Origin of the sequence: Sinomicrobium kalidii (assembly GCF_021183825.1) — a bacterium.
Lineage (GTDB): Bacteria > Bacteroidota > Bacteroidia > Flavobacteriales > Flavobacteriaceae > Sinomicrobium > Sinomicrobium kalidii.
Genome location: NZ_CP089211.1, coordinates 3551304 through 3571005, shown reverse-complemented (window position 1 = coordinate 3571005; position 19702 = coordinate 3551304). Strand labels below are relative to the sequence as shown.

Sequence of the window (19702 nt, the reverse complement as noted above, 5' to 3'; positions counted from 1 at the left end):
GAAAAGAGTCCTGTAGTAGCCATAATCAGTATTATTGTAATCTTTTTTATTTTGTTTCAGGCTTGCGCACAACACACAAATATACATAATTACCCTTTTTTGTTAATTAAAGACCTGAATCTCAAAGAAAACCAATATTTAACAAGATTGAGATCATTTTTAAAAATTCATTATTTTATATATCATCCATTATTCTGTATATCAAAATTTGGTGTTTTTGAGTACGTATAACCTTATATTTGGTTTTGGATGGGAGGAGGTTAATCTTTTAAAAGACGAATATGGTATATTCCGCCGGCTACTGAATTTTTACGGGCAACAAATTTTACCGTTATATAATTGCCTTTTGTTTTTTCCAGCATCTCATCCGTAAGCTTGTAATCCACATCATATAATTTATTGCCTTTTGTGCCGTCCGGTTTTACTTCAGCCAACAGGACATCGTTGACCAGAATATCAAAGCTACGGTCTTTATCTTCTCCGGAATAGGTAATGCGTAACACTTTCCCCTCCCCTTTTGCATTGTTGAGCTCATAACTGAACCATGCCCTCGAATCTCTCCAGAAATGGCCCTTGTTTATGCCCGTATTGGTCTTTTCACCTTTAAAATTGTGTTCCGTTTCGGGCTGTTGTTCTCCGGTAGCTACCTGGTCGACAGTCCGGGTTTTCAGTGCAAGGCGTTTTTTCTCTTTTTTGCGGATGGTATCCAGTTTTTGGTTCAGATTGTCTTTTTCCACCAAAGGCCAGTAGATCATGTAACGGGCGTTATGCACCGTAAAAAAGGGAACGAGTTTAAGGTTTTTGTATTTGTCCGGATAGATCAGATTCGGAGCAGTAAAAGTCATAGGGTTTTCTTTAAGAGGATTCACTTTTACGGCAGGGTCTTCCTTCTTTTCCGAGACCACCAGTGGCGCTTCATCTATGGGATAAAGTTCACCGTTGGCCACGTGCCCCATCCTGCTGTCGTCGGCAAACAACCCATCCAGGTCGGTAGTATCGGTAATTGCAGCGAGAACTATGGGCCCGTGTACAAAAGAAACCCAGCGTGAGGTACCGGTTTTTTCAGCTTCCAGGTATTCCGCAACAGTGTGCATGGGCAGTTTTACAGCTATGTTGTCCCCATCCTGCCAGGTTCGGTCTATTGCCATATAACCAGAAGGACCGGAAAGTAAATGCTGTTCTTTACCGTTTACTTCTATTTTAAAATCGTTCTGCTTTACCCAGGCGGGGCGACGAACATACAATTTAAAACGGGAAGGTTTTTCTGTATTTAGTTTGATCCGGGATTCTTCTTCATACGGGAATCCGGTCTCCTGGGTGAGGACAATCCCTTTTTTTTCCCAGTTCAGGGAAGAAGCTATAAAGAGGTTTACATAGATGTCCGTATCGTTATGGGCGTAGATCAGCTCGCCGTATTTTCCGTGGTTTTCGAGGCCCGACCCCACACAGCACCAAAATCCTTGTTCCGGTTGCGAATACACCCGGTAATGCCTGGGACGCATGGGCGTAAAATATACAAAACCGCCTTCGGGGTTCTGGGAGGAAAGAATGTGATTGTACAGTGCTCTTTCAAAATAATCCATGTACTTACCCTCCGGACTGGCTAAAAACAACATTTTGGTGAGCCGAAGCATATTGTAGGTATTGCAGGTTTCAGGTCCCTGGACCGATTCTATCATGGATGAAAAATCACCTGTGGGATGGAAATGCTCCCTCACGCTATTACCCCCGACGGAAACCGTACGGTTTTCCACTACGGTGTTCCAGAAAAAACCGGATGCTTTGGCCCACCGGTCGTTATTGTCCAGTTCGGCAATGCGTTCAAAACCTATGACCTTGGGGATTTGTGTATTGGCATGCAACCCGGTAAGCTGATCTTTTTGATGCAGCAAGGGGTCCAGTATTTTCCGGTGTGAAAATTTTTCAGCGAGGGTGAGATACTTTTTATCCCCGGTGATGGCTGCTACATCTGCCAGGACTTCGTTCATCCCCCCGTGTTCACTGACCAACAGCTCCTGTATTTGTTCGTCGGAAAGTTTTGACGTGGTGTTTACCAGCCAATCGGAAAGTTTTACCAATAATTCCCGTGCTTTTTTATTACCGGCAATGGTATAAGCATCCCGAAGGCCTGCAAAAAGTTTATGAATATTATATAACGGCACCCATTTACCGTTCAATGAAAAATTTCCCGCTTCGATCTTGCCTTTGGCTATTTCCTTCCACATTTCCTGTCCGCCGGGAATACCGCCAATATACCCGTTGCCATTGGCCTGCTGGCATTCATCCAGGACATCTGTCATATAATTCAGCCTGTCCCGCAATTCACTATTCCCTGTAGCTGCATACATCATGGCCAGGGCAGACAGGTAATGTCCGCCTATATGACCGTCCAGGCCGGTATTTTCCCAGTTCCCGTACCGTTTTGCCTCGGGCTCCAGCCCTGCATCAATTACAAACGGCGCCAGTAGCCTGTCGGGCTCCAGTTCGAGGATGTACTTCATATCCGTTTGCTGTGCCCGGTAGAACGGACTTTCCGACAGTTTGACCGCGGAAAGAGGGAAACTTTCTAAAGACTGACCTTGTCCCGGCCGAAAAAAGAGTAAAACCAGGAACAAAAAACCGTATTTTAATTTCTTCATGAATTTGTTTTTTGTAATATGACAACATAAAAATTCTTCAGACATATTGCTTCTATAAGACCACTTTGTTGTGCTGCATCGCCACATTAATACCCGGAATTCTGTTCCAGATTGCCGTTTTTATTGATCTCGACCTGCGGAATGGGAAACAGTGTCCTGTAGCTATCGCTTGCATCATGTGAAAACCAGGATTTTGTAGTGAACACTCCAAAACGTATCATGTCCTGACGGCGGCGGGCTTCTTCAAAAAACTCATAGCCCAGTTCGTCAAGAAAGCGTCCGTATTGGATATCTGCTCCTCCCTCACTGGTGGATTGATGCACATCTCTGTGTCCGTAATCATATGAACTGCCCTGCATGAGTTCAGCTGCGGTAACTTCAGCTTTTTCGGGATTATCCCTGAAGCTCCGTGCCCTGACCCTCGTAACCAATGCTGCGGCTTCATCGGCACGACCTGTACGGAGCAGGCATTCGGCCTTCATCATCAATACATCGGCATAGCGGAAGAACGGAAATGCATTGTTCAGAATGGAAGCAGCTCCCATGGCATATTCGAATTTACCGAGCCGCAAACCGTGATTCGCTTCCGTAGTGTCTATCGCCGGAAGTTCATTGACCAGATTGAGCACTTGTCCCTTTTGTTCCCCGTTCTGTACAATTAACGTATCCCCGTTGGCAGCAAACTGCATCCCTTTTATCCAGTTCTCCCTGTACCGGACATCATCAGGGTCATATGTGTCAATATATTGAGGTATGGCACATATACCGCCCCAGGGGGAATTCTGTAAATTATAGGTTCTCTGCATTTCCTGGGGTAAGGTTTGCATATGATGGTCAAAGGCATTCCAATCATCCCAGTACTGGACAAGGAAATTATCATCATAAATAAAAGCCCAGATAATTTCCGTGGACTGCCAGTTATCTGTAATAAATACACTCTTCTGTGACACTTCAAGACTGTAAAGACCGGATTCCATAATAGCATTGCATTGTTCTATACATTCGTTCCACATGGGAGTTCCTGTATAGACTTCAGCATTCAGGTACATTTTGGCCAAAAGTGTACGCGCCACCCATCGGTGTACCCTGGTGGAGGGAAGCTGGATATTGTCTTCTCTTATCATCCCCACATTATCCTCAAGTTCCTGAACTATGAAATCAAAAACTTCTTTCCGGGTATTCTGTTCCGGCAAAAAGTCGTCCGGAACGTCAAAATCGGTTACTATGGGAACATTGCCGTACATATCGCATAACACCCAGTAATAGGTAGCCCTGAGCACTCGGAGCTCTGCAAGGGCACTTTCCTTGAATTCCCCGATAGGCACAAGGTCGTTCTCTATCTGGTATATGACCCTGTTGCAAGTGGTTATTCCTTTATAGGCCCTCTGCCAGCAGGAGGCTATAATGGCATCTTCCGGCGTCCAGCGATGGGTGTGGAACCTCCGGTATCCCCCGTCATCAACCCACCCCCAGGGACGTTTCGGGATAACGAGTTGATCTGCACAGATTTCCTGGGCCCAGAAATAACTCTGCCATTTGTTGAACAATTCTCTCCAAGGGATGTAGGCAGAAGCAATGAGGGAGTTTACATCGTCTTCGGATGCATTAAATTCGTCACTTATTACGGTGTCGAAATTATCGTCTTTAAGCTCGGTACATCCTGCCAGTGCAACGAGCAATAACAGGACAAGTATATATAGTTTTGCAGTTTTCATTGGTTTATTTTTTTAGACGGAAACCTTTGATTCTTTCCTTCATCAGGTTTTTCGGTTTCCTGTCCTGGTGTAACTTTTATTGAAAAACTATTCTTTCCACAGGTTAAAAGCTTACATTAATACCCAGGGTAAATGTCCGGGTGGTCGGATATTTATCCCTGTTGTCAATACCCGGAGACAGGCCGGACCAATCTACTTCGGGGTCTATACCTTTATAACTTGTGATAACAAAAGTGTTTAAGGTAGATAGATATACCCTTGCGGACCGAACAATGTCTCCGGCTATATCTTTAAAATTATATCCAAGGGTAATATTGTCTATTTTCCAGAAATCCCCGTCTTCCACATAATGGCTATTGAATTCCAGGGGGACATTCTTGTTCAGAATAGTCTTGCCATTGATATTGTCATATGCAGACCGGAGCCTGTTATACCGATCGTCCCCGGTATTCTCATAATACATCCGTTGAAAATTGATGATCTGGAAATCAAAAGACCCCCGCATAGTAATGCCAAGGTCCCAGTTTTTGTACCGGAAGGTATTGTTCCAGCCTCCGTGATATTTAGGAATTCCGTTACCGATGATCTTTTTGTCTTCAAAACCCCGGTTAAATTCGTCATACCCTACCCTGTCACCATTGCCATCTTCATATATCCAGTAACCGTCATCCGATATGTCCACAACTTTATACCCGTGAAAATCTCCTAATTGCTTTCCGATCTCCACAATATGTGTGTGGGTCTGGATGGGGACTCCCGTACTTCCCGCCGTAAAATAATTGGATTCGAGTTGATACAGGTCATTGGAAAGACTTACCAGTTTGTTGGAATTTGTAGAGAACAACAACTGGGTGGTCCAGGTAAAATCGGTAGTCTTGACCGGGATAGCAGATATTTCCAATTCCAGCCCTTTATTTTCCATAATGCCCACATTGGCCCTGGTAACCGTATGGATATTGGGGGGACTGGGCACCTGGTAATCGTATAACAAGCCGTCTATTTTTCGGTTGTAGTAATCCACGGCACCGGATATGCGACCATTAAAGAAACTATAGTCCAGCCCGATATTGTATTCCTTTTTCTCTTCCCAGCGCAAATAGGGATTGGGATTTTGATTGGGAGAAAGTGAGCGGATCCAGTCGCCATTAATATAAAAGTAATCGGCATAATCCAGGGTTGCCGGTCCCAGAAAAAGATCTTCCGGTTGATTTCCCGTAACTCCGTATCCTGCTCTTATCTTCAGATTGTCAATAAAATCCATATCCTTCATGAAGGACTCCTCATTGATCCTCCATCCGAGAGATACTGCAGGAAAAGTACCCCAGGGGTCCTCCGTACCATAGAGCTGGCTTGCCGCCTCGTAGCGAATACTTGCCATAAGCAGGTATTTATCTTTATAGTTATAGGTCCCTCTTCCAAAGAAACTGATAAGATTGGTTTCTGATCTGTCACTACCTTGTACGGCGCTGCCTTCGGCAAGGGCTTTCCCCTGTTCTATATTGGCGTATCCGAAAATATCTGTCGGAAAATCCCAGTTTTGCATCCAGGATTCAAAAAATTCATTTTCCTGGTAGCCATAGCCTCCAAGTACGGAAAGCTTATGGTTGCCTATACTCTTCCTGTACTCCCCCGTCAATTCTATAAACCGATAGATATTTTCCTGATTACCGATAGAGGCATATCCGTTTCTCCCGTCCCTCGTGGTACTGATATGCTGTTTGGTTTCTGCATAACCACGGGATTGGTTATATTTATCATAGGTCATATTGGCCTGCAGGCGTACCTCTTCCACAGGCATAAAAGTGACACGGCCATTATATCTTGTATACTGACTTTTGTTCCGGCCGTCGCTCTCGTATATCCTGGCCAGGGGGTTATCGTAATCAAAAATACCCTCCTGAAACCAATTCCCGTTCTCATCTTTAGGGGAAGAAGTCGGGTTTTGTATAGTAATCTGCCTGTAGGTCCAATTGTCAAAGCTTACACCATCGCCGGTAGTTGTGTAGGAGTTTTGCCTTCCAATGATCCCCAGGTTGAATTTTAACTTACCGTCAAACATGTTGTGTTCCACATCTACCCTGCCGTTGAATGTTTCATTGTCAGATTTGAGCATGATCCCGTTAAATCCCCTGTAATTCAGATTAAACAGGTAGTTGGTTTCCGAACTTCCACCACGGAAGGTAAGATTATGAACTTGTGAGAACGGGGTCTGGGTAGCTTCCTTGAACCAATCAGTAGAATGGCCATTGTCCCAGGATGCCGCACGAATCCCTTCATCTATCTGTCTCCTGTAATCCTCAGCGGTAAGCATGTCCGGTTTGCGGGTAATTTGCTGTGTACTTAGCTGTACACTATAGTCGAGTGTATTTACTTGTCCATCCTTGAACCCTTTTGTGGTTATGATAACAACACCGTTGCTCCCCCGAACACCGTAAATGGCCGCGGCAGAACCATCTTTCAATACATCAACGGAGGCTATGTCTTCCGGGGCAACCGTATTCAGATCTCCCGGTATACCATCTATCAATACAAGAGGAGCTTCGTTAGCTCCCAGAATAGTCGTATTTCCCCGGAGGGATATCTTCACGCCCTGAGTAGGGTCTCCGCTGGGAGAGGCCACGCTTAGCCCGGCAACTTTACCCTGTAACAACTGTCCTGCATCTTTTACCGGCGCCTGAACAAAGTTTTCCGATTTTACCGAGGCCACGGCACTGGTTACATCAGCTTTTCGTTGCGTACCGTACCCCACTACAACCACTTCATCCAGTTGTGCAAGATCTTCCTCTAGTTTCGCATTTATGACATCCCGGTTGTTTACGGGAATTTCAACAGTTTTAAACCCTACAAAAGAAACCATCAACACAGCACTCCCCGGATCGTCAACATCCAGTTCATAATTTCCGTCAAAATCGGTTACTGTGCCTATGGTTGTGCCCTTTATCATTACGGTTGCTCCCGGTAAAGGCTGACCATCCGATGCCGAAATAACCGTTCCCGTCACTTTCATAAAAGCCTTGTACGATTCCACACTGCCCCGGTTTGTTGCAAACAAACCGGAGGTGAACATACAGCCATACATCAGAACACAGATAACTTTCCAGAAGTGCATCCTGCTCTTTTTAGTGCTTGATTTTTTCATACATTAAAGTTTTTGGTGGTTAAAAAAACTATCAGGCATAGTAAGCCTTGCCTTAAATCCAAATTTTTTCTGAGAAAGATTGCGGCTAATCGATTATAAATGTATATAAAACATTTATTAAAACAAAATTAAATGTAAAAACAACACCAAATAAAAATCAAAACGCCATTTATACTGTCCTGAAAATCCTAATTATTTAATTACCATGTATTAAAAGAAAACGGATACGAAATAAAAATGCAAATCTGTGGACAAACCATTCATCGCACCAATACAATTTCTCCTTCAAATGCAGGTACGACAATTTTACCTTAAAACTCTTTATGACATATCTTAATAATGGAGAAAGTAAAAATATCTGATAATGAGATACCGGTTCACAATATCCCAATTATCTCGATTTTAAAAATAATTGAACTTCATCATAGAGTGCAAAACGATTCTTTTCCAAATGCAAAACATGAGTTCCTCTATCTATAACCACATATCTTTTTGAAGGTGTATTTTGTAATTGTTCGAATAGTTTTTCCGCATCGTCAAAACTAAATGTTGTATCCCATTCCCCCCTGATCAGTAAAGTTGAATTCCTGATTTTACCGGGTTCAAAAAAACAATTTCCATTCCAGCAGTCGAATAGATCAATTTGCCAGGCAGACGGGAATCTAACCGAAAAAGGACTTCGGTTTTTTGAAGTCGGGTCGCTTTCCAGCCATTTGTTTTTCCATTTCTCAAGTACTTCATCTTCTAAGGTCATATCCCGTCCCCCGGGTATGCTGCTTATAAATTGTTTTACCCTTTGTGCAGGTGTTAGATCCTTATACAACGCTTTTGTTTTATCCCAATCCGTTGTTCCGTTTCTTTGTATGAAAGGAGCAAACAAAACAAGTTTATTGATCTTTTCAGGGAATAATGTGGCATAATGCCCTGACACCGTTGCTCCCCAGGAATGTCCGATAAGATGGATTCCTGAAATATTTAATTCTGTTAAAATATAATTGACAGCCTTATCCATGTCTTCTACGACTTCTTTTCCCCTGCCCGTATTCCCGGTTTCCGCACTGTTGCCCAGCATATAGTCGTATCGGTCAGATTTCCCGTAGCCCAGGAAATCCAGAGCATATACATTATAACCTGCATCGGCCAAATTGTCCATCCATGAAATCCCATTCATACGAAATCCGGAAGCCAGTTCAGAGGGGAAAGACGCTCCGTGAACGAACAGAATAGCTTCTCCCCGATTTTCACGTTCCGGTTTCAAATGCATTAAATTGATTTTCTTTCCCTTTACCCTGCTCTCTATTTTAATATCAACAGGGTTGGTATTTTTCATGGGGTTACAGGATAACACTGCCAGTAAACCAAATAAGTATGCTGCTCTCTTCATGTAAACTAAATTTTTCCGGCAAAGATATGCCGGCAAAAAGGGGGATAATTCATTACAAATTGAAATATAGCGGTCTATTATTTTACCAGGTCACATTTATTGAAAACAACTTCGGCAACTTTACCGGGAGACGGCTTTTTACAAAGACCGAAAAGCCTATAACAGAAAAAATGAAGTTTATTGATGAACTGGTTCGGATACCGGATAAAAGAAGAGAAGGATAAAGAGGCTTTTCTAAAGTTTATGATGAGACTTTGACCCTATCTGATCGAAATGTTAGTCTGTTCATCCGTATTAAATGTTGTGAAAGTGCATAGTACAAAAAGAAAAACCATTGAAATTCAATGGTTTTTCTTTTTTGCATCTGGTGACCCCGGAGGGATTCGAACCCCCAACCCTCAGAGCCGAAATCTGATATTCTATCCAGTTGAACTACGGAGCCATTCCTGGACTGTAACAGTCCGGGATATTTTATGTCAGTTTTTGCTTTACAATAGTAGAAATGACTTTACCGTTTGCTTTTCCGGCAAGTTGTTTTGTGGCCATTCCCATTACTTTTCCCATATCCTGCATTCCCTGGGCACCGGTCTCGGTAATAATCTTTTCTACTACTTCTGCAATTTTTTCTTCGCTGAGTTGTTCCGGCAAAAACTTTTCAATAACCGCTGCCTGCTCCATTTCCGGTGTTGCAAGATCTTCACGTCCCTGCTCTTTATAAATGGCTGCACTGTCTTTTCGCTGTTTTACCAGTTTTTGTAACAGTTTCAGTTCTTCTGCTTCGGTTAATTCTTTGGAACTTCCTTCGGTTTGAGCCAGCAGTAATGCAGATTTCACTGCCCTTAAAGCCTCCAGCGTTACTGTATCTTTGGCTCTCATGGCGGTTTTCATTTCCTCCATTACCTTGCTTTGCAAACTCATAAGTTTCAGCTTTTATTTCCGGAGTGCGAATATAAGAAAGAATTACGTATGTACACTGAAAAATTGCAAGATTTTTGTCTTCCGCCCAAAAACGGTTAAACGTCATGGATTTTCAGAAAAACACATAACGTTTAACCTTTTTAAAAGCATAACTTAACCCTACATTCGCTATTCCGGGACCACCGGCCGCTCGGAACAGTGACTTTTAATCAGTCCACATTATCGTGCAGGAAAGAATTGTTGGAACGCAACTGAACGTCATCGTTATCATCCTTTCCTACCGAGATTCTGGAAGTACCGTCTTCAGACGTCCTTTCGTGAAACTCTACTCCCATTCTCTTGTATGCGGGCTGCTTTTCTATTTCTTCAATTTTAGAGGCGTTGTTGTTAAACTTATAATTGAATTCTTTCAACTTTTTCCGGCGTTCTTCGGCCCTTAATTTTAGGCTTTCTTCTATGGAAGAGTTAAAAGGGTCTATTTCTTTTTTTTCACTTTCTTCATCGGGCTTGTTTACCACTTTTTTTTCAATGGCCAGTTCCTTGTCTGCAGCTTCAGGTTTTTTCTGATCGGGTTTGGCATTGGAAAGCTTGTTTTCCATCTCCATATAGTCATCAAGGCTGTAACGCCTTACCCCTTCTTCCGAGACTTCGGTCACAGGCACTACCTCAACATGGTCTTTCACATCGTAATCCCTTGTTTCCCTGTCCATATCAAAGGTAATCACATTCGCCTTTTCGTCCTCATTTCCCAGTTTTCCAGGCTTTTCGGTATCCGGATTGTCTTTTTTCCGGCTGAGGGGCATATCGAATGAAAGCATAGTCTGCTGTTCCTTTGTTTTTACTTCTTCCGCCTCGACCTCTATATTCTTGATCTTTTCCGTAGTATCTATGATCACGAAGTCTTCCTCCTTGGCACAAACTTCATCATATACCACATTTATATTCCTGATAAGATCTGTGGTAGGGACGAGTCCCGGCCCTTCTTCCTCTTCGGTAAGCGTATGTTTTATGGGTTTTTCTTTTTCTTCCTGTGGCGGCCCGGCTGTTTCCGGAAAATTCATCGCGGAAGACGTTTTATTCGGAGAAAGGTCTTGTGTCGCCTTTTGTTCGTCCTCCAGGGTATGAATGATCTTCTTCGCCTCGGTATTCACTATTTCGTGTTGTTGTTCTATATTAAAACCTGTAGCAATAACTGTAACGGAAATAGCGTCTCCGAGCGATTCGTCTTCTCCCACACCCATAATGATATTGGCACCATGACCGGCTTCATTCTGGATATGATCGTTGATCTCCCCTATTTCGTCTATGGTGATCTCCTCTCCGCCCGAAACGATAAGTAGCAGTACGTTTTTGGCGCCGGTGATCTTGTTGTCGTTCAGTAAGGGGGAGTCCAGTGCCTTGACAATGGCATCCTGTGCGCGGTTCCCTCCGGATGCAGAAGAAGAGCCCATAATGGCCGTACCACTGTTGGACAGCACGGTCTTGGCATCCCTAAGGTCAATATTCTGCGTATAGTGATGGGTGATTACCTCGGCGATCCCCCTGGAAGCAGTAGCCAGCACTTCGTCTGCTTTGGAAAAACCTGCCTTGAAACCGAGATTACCGTACACCTCCCGAAGTTTGTTGTTGTTTATCACGATAAGTGAATCGACGTGACTACGGAGGTTTTCCACTCCTCTCCGGGCCTGTTCGTTTCGTGTTTTCCCTTCAAACTGAAAGGGTATGGTTACAATGCCCACGGTGAGAATGTCCATTTCCTTTGCCATTTTGGCCAGAATGGGAGCAGCCCCTGTCCCGGTACCTCCACCCATACCTGCAGTTATAAAAAGCATCTTGGTATTGCTATCCAGCATACTTTTTATCTCTTCGAAACTTTCTATGGCGGCCTTTTCTCCTATTTCCGGGTTGGCTCCGGCTCCCAGTCCTTCGGTCAGAGACACCCCGAGCTGTATCTTGTTGGGCACCGGACTGTTATCCAAAGCCTGTGAGTCGGTGTTACACACCACAAAATCAACGCCTTTGATACCCAGCTGGAACATGTGGTTTATGGCATTACTGCCTCCGCCTCCAACACCGATAACCTTAATCACATTGCTCTGGTTTTTAGGCATGTCGAATGAGATGTTTCCTAAATCTGTGTTGCTACTCATAATTCTTGTTTACAGGTTTTAAAAATTTGTTTCTTTAGGCAATGCCGTCGTTTATTCTGCATTGTCTAAAAAGTCTTTTACTCTATCCGACCATTTTTCCAGAAAGGACTTTCGTTCCTTTCTCGGCCTGGATACAGTTTCGGGCTCATTGGTTGGTTCCTGGGGTTGTATGTCTTCTTGTTCGGAATATTGTTCTTCCTCAATGCTTCGTTCTTTCCGGTCCAGAGCGTTCATTACCAGGCCTGCCGCCGTAGCATAAACGGGACTGGCCACTTCGGGGTCTGAATCTCCGGCGAGGTGTTCGTTGGGATAACCTATCCGGGTATCCATTCCCGTAATGTACTCCACCAGTTGCTTCAGATGTTTTAGCTGACTTCCGCCCCCCGTGAGCACGATACCGGCTATCAGTTTCTTTTTCTGCTCTTCATGCCCGTAGTTCTTGATTTCCATATACACCTGCTCTATGATCTCCACCGCTCTGGCATGGATGATCTTGGAGAGGTTTTTCAGGGTGATCTCCTTGGGCTCCCTGCCTCTGAGTCCGGGGATAGATACTATTTCGTTGTCTTTATTCTCCCCGGGCCATGCGGAACCGAATTTGATCTTCAGGAGTTCGGCCTGCTTTTCTATAATGGAACATCCTTCCTTTATATCTTCGGTAATCACATTTCCACCGAAAGGTATTACGGCGGTGTGACGGATGATCCCGTCCTTGAATATGGCCAGGTCGGTCGTTCCGCCCCCTATATCGATGAGCGCTACTCCCGCTTCTTTCTCTTCCTGACTCAACACGGCATTGGCCGAGGCAAGAGGCTCCAGGGTAATCCCTGCCAGTTCCAGTCCGGAACTTTTTACACACCTTCCGATATTCCGTATGGAAGATACCTGCCCTACCACTACATGAAAATTGGCTTCCAGCCTTCCGCCGTACATCCCAATGGGTTCCTTGATCTCGGATTGTCCGTCGAGTTTATATTCCTGCGGCAATACGTGTATAATCTCTTCGCCCGGCAGCATCACCAGTTTATACACCTGGTTGCACAGTCTGTCCACATCAACTTCATCGATCACTTCATCCGAATGCGGCCTGGTAATGTAATCGCTGTGCTGCAAACTCCGTATATGTTGCCCGGCGATCCCTACAACCACTTCGGCGATCTTTTTTCCGGAATCGTTTTCAGCTTCCTGTACAGCCTGCTGGATAGACTGAATGGTCTGGGTGATATTGTTCACTACTCCACGGTGCACCCCCAGGCTCTTGGCTTTTCCAATACCCAATATCTCTATCTTGCCGTATTCGTTCCTCCGGCCGATCATTACCACGATTTTCGTGGTTCCTATATCCAATCCTATTGCATATCTCTCCTGTTCCATAACTTATTTTTTGGTACACACTACCTGTTGGTCGAATCGCAGATCGACTTTCTTATAATCCTTCAACGCATCGTCTTTTAAAGCCTTTTGATAGAACGCCTTAAAATTAACGACCTTCTGTTCCAGGTTTTCCGTATTCCCTAAGGTTACAGTAAAGTCGTCTGTTCGCATTTTCAATTCGTAATCCGATCCTGTTTTGTGTACGCCTACAATATTCCTGTTCAAAAATCTGTCATCATTTATATACTTTACCAGCGTGTAGATTTCATGCAGGGCGTTTTCATCCACTTTTCCCGTTACCAGCGGTACACGAGCAGTATGTACCGGGGACAGGGGCATTCGATCCCCTTTTCTGTCTATGTAATAAGAAACCCGCCCCTGAATACGGGCTATGGGCTCCCTTTGTTTCACCTTGGCTCCAAGTTGCCCGTTTACAGTGAGATAAACCTGGGCGTCCTGTATCATTTCATTAGAGCTTAGAGTATTCTCCAACTTATTCAAAACTAATTTTTCTTTAGGTATGTTCGTGGCCGAGTCTGCATTTTGTATTAACAATTTATTAACCATGGGATAGGTTACAAACAGGTTGTCGCCATCCAGAAATTCGACATTAACACTACTTATCGTTTTTTTGCCATGTCGTTGATTGGCAAACGAATACAGAAATACCAGTACTATAAGTACGAAAAATAACTTTATGATATATATGACTTTTCGCATTTTACAGATATTTACGTATTTATTTTCTTATTATTTTCTTTCTGTTTCTTTCTTCCCGATCCCTACTTTCCGGAATCATTATTATCCTCTATCCTTTCGGAGAGCACTTTCCGGATCTTATCTACTTCTTCTCCTATATCCCCGGCCCCCAGGGTCAATACCACTTGTGCGTCGGTGGTTTCCATAAGGGGCTGCAATTCTTTCTTACTGACCAGTTGTTTGTTTTTATGATCTATCTTATCCAGCAAATGCCGGGAGGTTATCCCATCAATGGGCTTTTCCCGGGCGGGGTAGATATCCAGCAAAACTACCTGGTCAAATCCCGACAAACTCTTACCGAATTCATCCATGAAATCCCGGGTCCTGCTAAAGAGGTGGGGCTGAAAAACGGCCAGTACTTTTTTCCCGGGGTACATTTCCCGTACAGCCTGGCAAACCGCATCAATTTCGGTTGGATGATGGGCATAGTCGTCGACATAAACCATGGTATCGGTCTTCAACTGATAGGAAAACCTCCGTTTCACCCCTTTGAACCCGGCCAGTGCATCGGCTGCCTCCCGGGGCGAAGTACCTCCCTCAACTGCCATTGCAAATGCCGCCAGGGCATTCAGCAGGTTATGTTTTCCGGGCTTACCAAACCGGACGCCTGCAACCAGCTCTTCCCGCATACGGATACTGAAAACATATCCTCCATCGGCTACCTCCACATCTTCCAGCACATAATCCGCTCCTGCTTCCACACCGTAAGTAATCCCCTGTAGCGGCAAACCGTACCTTACAATGAGTTTTCCTCCCGGTTTTACCTTTCCGGCAAAAGCCCCGAACGTCTTTTCCATTTCGGTTTTGTCGCCGTATATGTCCAAATGGTCCGCGTCGATGGAAGTAATACAGGCTATATCCGGTGAGAGGTGCAGGAATGAACGGTCGAACTCATCGGCTTCCGTTACGGTAATCTTATCTCCTTCCAACAGGAAATTGCTATCCAGGTTTTCCGATATGCCGCCCAGAAATGCGGTATGCGGCGTCCCGGTTTCCCGCAACAGATGCGTTAAAATCGCAGAAGTGGTGGTTTTACCATGTGTTCCGGCCACAGCGTAGCAGAACGTACTTGCCGTAATCTCTCCCAAAACCTCTGCCCGTTTACGAAGCCTGAATTCTTTCTCTTTAAAATAGTTATACAACACATTGTCATCAGGAATGGCAGGTGTATATACAACAAGCGTATTAACAGTATCCAGGAATTCGCCGGGCACTTTTTTCACATCATCTTTAAAGATTACATTCACTCCGGCCTCTTCCAACCCATCGGTGATCTTGGTAGCAACCCGGTCATATCCGCCAACATTCTTACCGATAAACTTAAAATATCTTGCGAGGGCAGACATCCCTATGCCTCCGACCCCGATAAAATAGATATTATGTATGGTTTTTATGTTCATTCAGTTATGTGTTGTTCCTGTTCTGTTTTTCGTGCTTCCGGTTAAAATTCAATATAACTCTACCTTTTTTTCTTTATACATTTTTCAATCTCATCCACAATATCTGCGGTAGCATTGGGCAAGGCCAGTTTTTTTATGTTTTCTCCCAGTGTCTTTTGTTTTTCTTCCGAAGCCATCAGGCCGGAAAATTCATCTTCAAACTTTTCATCCAATTCCTTTTCACGAATAAGAATGGCTGCATTTTTAGCGGCAACGGCCGCTGCATTTTTGGTTTGGTGGTCTTCGGCAACATGGGGAGAAGGAATAAAAATCACCGGTTTCCCCACTATGCCCAGTTCAGACACCGATCCTGCCCCGGCCCTGGAGATCACTACATCTGCAGCTGCATAAGCCAGGTCCATCTCGTTTATAAACGCATGTACCTTAACGGTATTATCCTTGTATTTTTTAAATTCTTTATAATACAATTTGCCACATTGCCACAGCACCTGCACCTCCTTCTCACGGAAAAATGACAATTCTTTTTTAACAAGTTCGTTTATGGCCCTGGCCCCGAGGCTCCCCCCCAGAACCAACAGGACTTTTTTCCCGGGTTGCAGTTTAAAAAAGGTTTGTGCTTCTTCCCTTTTTTCACCTACCCTGAGAAGGTCCTGCCGTACGGGATTCCCTGTTTTAACGATCTTTTCTGCGGGAAAAAAACGTTCCAGCCCGTCATAGGCCACACATATTTTTTTCGCCTTTTTGGCGAGCAGTTTATTGGTAATGCCCGGATAGGAATTCTGTTCCTGCAATACACATGGTATTCCTTTGCGGGAAGCCATCTGCAACAGGGGGCCGCTGGCAAATCCACCTGTCCCGATAACTACATCGGGCCCGAATCTGTTCACTATTTTTCCGGCTTTCCACAAACTACTTATCAGTTTTAACGGGAACGACAAATTTCTCAGTGTCAGCTTTCGCTGTATTCCCGATATCCATAATCCTTCTATTTTATATCCCGCTCGGGGTACTTTTTCCATTTCCATCCGGTCCTTTGCACCTACAAACAGGAATTCTGCCTGCGGGTAACGGGCCTTCAGCTCGTCTGCAATGGCAATGGCGGGGTATATATGCCCCCCGGTGCCTCCTCCCGATATGATGAATTTATAACTGCTCACTTAATATCTCTAATGGGTTTTGTTCTTCCGCTTCATTATTCACTTCGGCATTTGCAATGGCTTCCTGTCGTTTGGCACTTACGCTGAGTATAATGCCTATAGCCAGACAGGACATCCATATGGACGTACCTCCGGTGCTTATCAAGGGCAGGTTCTGCCCGGTAACCGGGAATAACTCTACGGCAACTGCCATGTTGATAAGCGCCTGGAACACTATGGGCAATCCTACACCGACAACCATGAGCTTTCCGAAGACCGAATCGGCCTTATAGGCCACAATAACGATCCGGAACAACAACAGCATATAGAGAAACAACAATAACAATCCTCCCGCCAGCCCGTATTCCTCCACTATAATGGCATAAATAAAGTCTGACGAACTCTGGGGTAAAAAATTCTTCATAACGCTTTTTCCCGCTCCTACACCAACAACGCCCCCGGTGGCTATGGCAATCTTTGCTTTTTCTATCTGATAATCATCTTCGGTATCCTCTCCGTTGGCAAAATTTTCTATCCGGCTTATCCAGGTGTCGATACGGTTGGGCAACAGGTCGGGAAACGCCTTGTTGACCAGGATAAACATGGTAAAACAAAGCAACCCTACCCCTATTATGGCACCGATGTATTTTATGGGATACCCTCCCAAAAAACACAACACCAACACCATAAAGAACAAAATGGCTGTTGTTGAAAAATTTGCGGGGAGTATCAAAGCCATAACCAGGAACACAGGCACCCACAACGGAAGCAGGGTTTCGTTAAAACGCACTTCCCGGTCCTTGATCTTAGACAGGTACCTGGCCACATAAATCAGCAATACTACCGTAGCCAGTATAGAGGTCTGAAAACTCACGCCAACAAAAGGTATCTGTACCCAACGACTGGCATTCGCACCTCCGATAGTGGTTCCCTGGGCAAGGGTATATACCAGCAATAAAAACACTACCGGCATGGCGATTATGGACAAGCCCTTAAAATACCTGTACGGAATACGGTGCACACCGAAAATGATACCGAACCCTAACAACAGCAGCAATCCGTGTTTCAACAGGTGCCCTACCGTAGTTCCGTTACCTACCACATACACCAGGTTGGAACTGGCACTGTATACCGGCAAGAAAGAAAGTACGGCCAGCAGGGCTACTACTGCCCAAATGGCCCGGTCTCCTTTTATGTTCCTGAATATGCTTTGCATGGTTTTATGATTCAAGGTTCAAGGTTCAAGGTTTAAGGTTTCAACTTCTTTTGTATTTGCTGCCTTTGTATTCACTCCGGTTTAAATAACCCATAAAAGCGGTTATTTTTTTGCTTAAAGTAATTGTTTGCCCTTTTAGCTGTTCGAATTCAACTTTATCAATATATTTTCTGTCAAATACCCTGTAAAGCTGAGATCGTGTTTCGCCGCAAGATGATTTTGCATAGATAAAAATTGAATAAATTCCCTATTTCCATTTCGTTCAAATCCTTCTGCTATATTATCCATAGCAGAACCTGAAGATCCATCTATTTGCGAATAAAGTTTATAATCCGTTCTAAGGTCACTGTTTAACGCTACGATATGAATATCACTACAAAGAACTCTTGCCAATTGCCAAATTTCCAAATCTTCGAATCGTTCTACGCTTGCCATGACTCACAGTTTTAATCTTTAAACTTTGAACCTTGAATTTTGAACCTCCTCCTTTACAGCCGCTTTACCGCTTCCTTGAACTGATTCCCTCTGTCTTCATAATTTTTAAACAGGTCAAAGCTGGCGCATGCAGGTGAAAGCAAAACATTATCGCCTTTCTCTGCGATCTTGTACGCTATTTTCACCGCCTCTTCCATAGCCTGGGTTTCCACCATAAGATCTACCACTTTACCAAAAGCATCTATAATCTTGGTGTTGTCCAGCCCCAGGCAGATTATGGCTTTCACCTTTTCTCTTACGAGGGGCATCAACACGGCATAGTCATTTCCTTTGTCCTCACCTCCCACGATCCATACGGTAGGGGCCGTCATACTGTCCAAAGCGTAAAGCACTGCGTTTACATTAGTGGCCTTGGAATCGTTAATGTACTGCACATTCTGTATTTTCAGCACCTTTTCGAGGCGGTGCTCCACTCCCTGGAAGTTTTCCAGACTTTCCCGGATGGTTTTTTTCCTCACTTTTACCAGCTGGGCAACGAGGGAAGCTGCCATGGTATTCTTCATGTTGTGCTTCCCTTCCAATGTTAATGTGTCTGTGGACATAGTTATCTGATCGTTATCTATTGTTATTATTATTTTATCTTCTTTTAAATACGCTCCGTTGGCCACCTGCTTCTCTACGGAAAAAGGCAACAGCTTTGACGGAACGGGATGCCTGGCAAGCCAATCGGTTATCACTTCATCATCCGCGTCATAAATAAGGTAATCTTCCGCGGTCTGGTTCATCGCTATCCGGAACTTGGAGGCTATATAATTTTCGAATTTATAGTCATACCTGTCCAGATGATCGGGAGTGATGTTGGTGATCACCGCTATTTCCGGCCGGAATGTCACAATCCCGTCCAACTGAAAGCTGCTTATTTCCAGTACGAAATATTCCTTGTCATCCCCGGCTACCATCTGCGCAAAACTGTCTCCGATGTTTCCTGCCATCCCCACATCAAGTCCGCCATTCTTCAGCAGGTGGTAGGCCAGCATGGTAGTGGTTGTTTTGCCGTTACTTCCCGTAATTCCGATCAAACGTGCACCAGTATATCCGGCTGCAAACTCTATTTCGGAAATTACCGGGACCTTTCGTTCCTTCAATTCTTTTACTACGGACACCGTATCGGGTATTCCCGGACTTTTCATAACCACATCGGCATCGTAAATTCTTTCCGTACTATGCCTTCCTTCTTCCCATGCTATTCCGTATTGTATAAGAACATTCCTGTATTTTTCCTTAATTGCTCCTTTATCAGTCACAAAGACATCAAAGCCTTCTTTTTTGCCCAGTATTGCTGTGCCTATTCCGCTTTCTCCTCCTCCCAGTACCACCAGCCTGGATTTTTTTCTTCCGCTGTCCCCGGCTCCCTGTCCTTGTGCATCTGTCATCGTA

Annotated in this window: 12 protein-coding genes, 1 tRNA gene and 1 pseudogene; all 14 read right to left on the bottom strand. The window is 44.4% G+C overall.

The genetic code is table 11. From position 1 onward, the window contains the following. Positions 1 to 260: 260 nt before the first annotated feature. A complete protein-coding gene (locus tag LS482_RS14455; protein WP_233028223.1) occupies positions 261 to 2639 on the bottom strand; it encodes a glycoside hydrolase family 127 protein in 2379 nt (792 codons plus the stop codon). An 86-nt stretch (positions 2640 to 2725) separates the two neighbouring features. Next, a complete protein-coding gene (locus tag LS482_RS14450) occupies positions 2726 to 4354 on the bottom strand; it encodes a RagB/SusD family nutrient uptake outer membrane protein (protein ID WP_233028222.1) in 1629 nt (542 codons plus the stop codon). Positions 4355 to 4457: 103 nt separating this feature from the next. Continuing rightward, positions 4458 to 7493, bottom strand: coding sequence for a SusC/RagA family TonB-linked outer membrane protein (locus LS482_RS14445; RefSeq protein ID WP_233028221.1), 3036 nt, complete (start codon positions 7491 to 7493; stop codon positions 4458 to 4460). 391 nt (positions 7494 to 7884) lie between these two features. Then, positions 7885 to 8877, bottom strand: a complete 993-nt coding sequence (locus tag LS482_RS14440; RefSeq protein ID WP_233028220.1) for an alpha/beta hydrolase — start codon at positions 8875 to 8877, stop codon at positions 7885 to 7887. 365 nt (positions 8878 to 9242) lie between these two features. Further along, positions 9243 to 9319 (bottom strand) — tRNA-Arg (locus tag LS482_RS14435). 29 nt (positions 9320 to 9348) lie between these two features. Continuing rightward, positions 9349 to 9795, bottom strand: coding sequence for a GatB/YqeY domain-containing protein (locus LS482_RS14430; RefSeq protein WP_233028219.1), 447 nt, complete (start codon positions 9793 to 9795; stop codon positions 9349 to 9351). Between the two features lie 209 nt (positions 9796 to 10004). Then, positions 10005 to 11945: a cell division protein FtsZ gene (ftsZ, locus tag LS482_RS14425; protein WP_233028218.1), complete on the bottom strand. Its 1941-nt coding sequence runs from the start codon at positions 11943 to 11945 to the stop codon at positions 10005 to 10007. A gap of 51 nt (positions 11946 to 11996) precedes the next feature. Further along, positions 11997 to 13319: a cell division protein FtsA gene (gene ftsA / locus LS482_RS14420; RefSeq protein WP_233028217.1), complete on the bottom strand. Its 1323-nt coding sequence runs from the start codon at positions 13317 to 13319 to the stop codon at positions 11997 to 11999. Between the two features lie 3 nt (positions 13320 to 13322). Further along, positions 13323 to 14039 (bottom strand): cell division protein FtsQ/DivIB, encoded by a 717-nt coding sequence (locus LS482_RS14415; protein ID WP_233028216.1) that lies wholly within the window; start codon positions 14037 to 14039, stop codon positions 13323 to 13325. A 62-nt stretch (positions 14040 to 14101) separates the two neighbouring features. Then, positions 14102 to 15478 carry a UDP-N-acetylmuramate--L-alanine ligase gene (murC, locus tag LS482_RS14410; RefSeq protein ID WP_233028215.1) on the bottom strand — a complete coding sequence of 459 codons (1377 nt, stop codon included), beginning with the start codon at positions 15476 to 15478 and terminating at the stop codon, positions 14102 to 14104. Between the two features lie 59 nt (positions 15479 to 15537). Then, positions 15538 to 16635 carry an undecaprenyldiphospho-muramoylpentapeptide beta-N-acetylglucosaminyltransferase gene (murG, locus tag LS482_RS14405; protein ID WP_233028214.1) on the bottom strand — a complete coding sequence of 366 codons (1098 nt, stop codon included), beginning with the start codon at positions 16633 to 16635 and terminating at the stop codon, positions 15538 to 15540. Beyond that, a complete protein-coding gene (locus LS482_RS14400; RefSeq protein WP_233028213.1) occupies positions 16622 to 17830 on the bottom strand; it encodes an FtsW/RodA/SpoVE family cell cycle protein in 1209 nt (402 codons plus the stop codon). The genes murG and LS482_RS14400 overlap by 14 nt, the downstream gene beginning before the upstream one ends. Positions 17831 to 17870: 40 nt before the next feature. Further along, positions 17871 to 18265, bottom strand: a pseudogene (locus tag LS482_RS14395) (four helix bundle protein). A 53-nt stretch (positions 18266 to 18318) separates the two neighbouring features. After that, complete coding sequence (murD, locus tag LS482_RS14390) at positions 18319 to 19698, bottom strand: UDP-N-acetylmuramoyl-L-alanine--D-glutamate ligase (protein ID WP_233028212.1); 1380 nt, start codon at positions 19696 to 19698, stop codon at positions 18319 to 18321. Positions 19699 to 19702: the final 4 nt, after the last annotated feature.

Coding starts and splice junctions, on each gene's coding strand:
- LS482_RS14430 (WP_233028219.1), bottom strand. CDS start 9,795: ATGAGTTTGCAAAGCAAGGTAATGGAGGAAATGAAAACCGCCATGAGA.
- LS482_RS14450 (WP_233028222.1), bottom strand. CDS start 4,354: ATGAAAACTGCAAAACTATATATACTTGTCCTGTTATTGCTCGTTGCA.
- murC (WP_233028215.1), bottom strand. CDS start 15,478: ATGAACATAAAAACCATACATAATATCTATTTTATCGGGGTCGGAGGC.
- ftsA (WP_233028217.1), bottom strand. CDS start 13,319: ATGGAACAGGAGAGATATGCAATAGGATTGGATATAGGAACCACGAAA.
- LS482_RS14415 (WP_233028216.1), bottom strand. CDS start 14,039: ATGCGAAAAGTCATATATATCATAAAGTTATTTTTCGTACTTATAGTA.
- ftsZ (WP_233028218.1), bottom strand. CDS start 11,945: ATGAGTAGCAACACAGATTTAGGAAACATCTCATTCGACATGCCTAAA.
- LS482_RS14400 (WP_233028213.1), bottom strand. CDS start 17,830: ATGCAAAGCATATTCAGGAACATAAAAGGAGACCGGGCCATTTGGGCA.
- LS482_RS14440 (WP_233028220.1), bottom strand. CDS start 8,877: ATGAAGAGAGCAGCATACTTATTTGGTTTACTGGCAGTGTTATCCTGT.
- murD (WP_233028212.1), bottom strand. CDS start 19,698: ATGACAGATGCACAAGGACAGGGAGCCGGGGACAGCGGAAGAAAAAAA.
- LS482_RS14455 (WP_233028223.1), bottom strand. CDS start 2,639: ATGAAGAAATTAAAATACGGTTTTTTGTTCCTGGTTTTACTCTTTTTT.
- LS482_RS14445 (WP_233028221.1), bottom strand. CDS start 7,493: ATGAAAAAATCAAGCACTAAAAAGAGCAGGATGCACTTCTGGAAAGTT.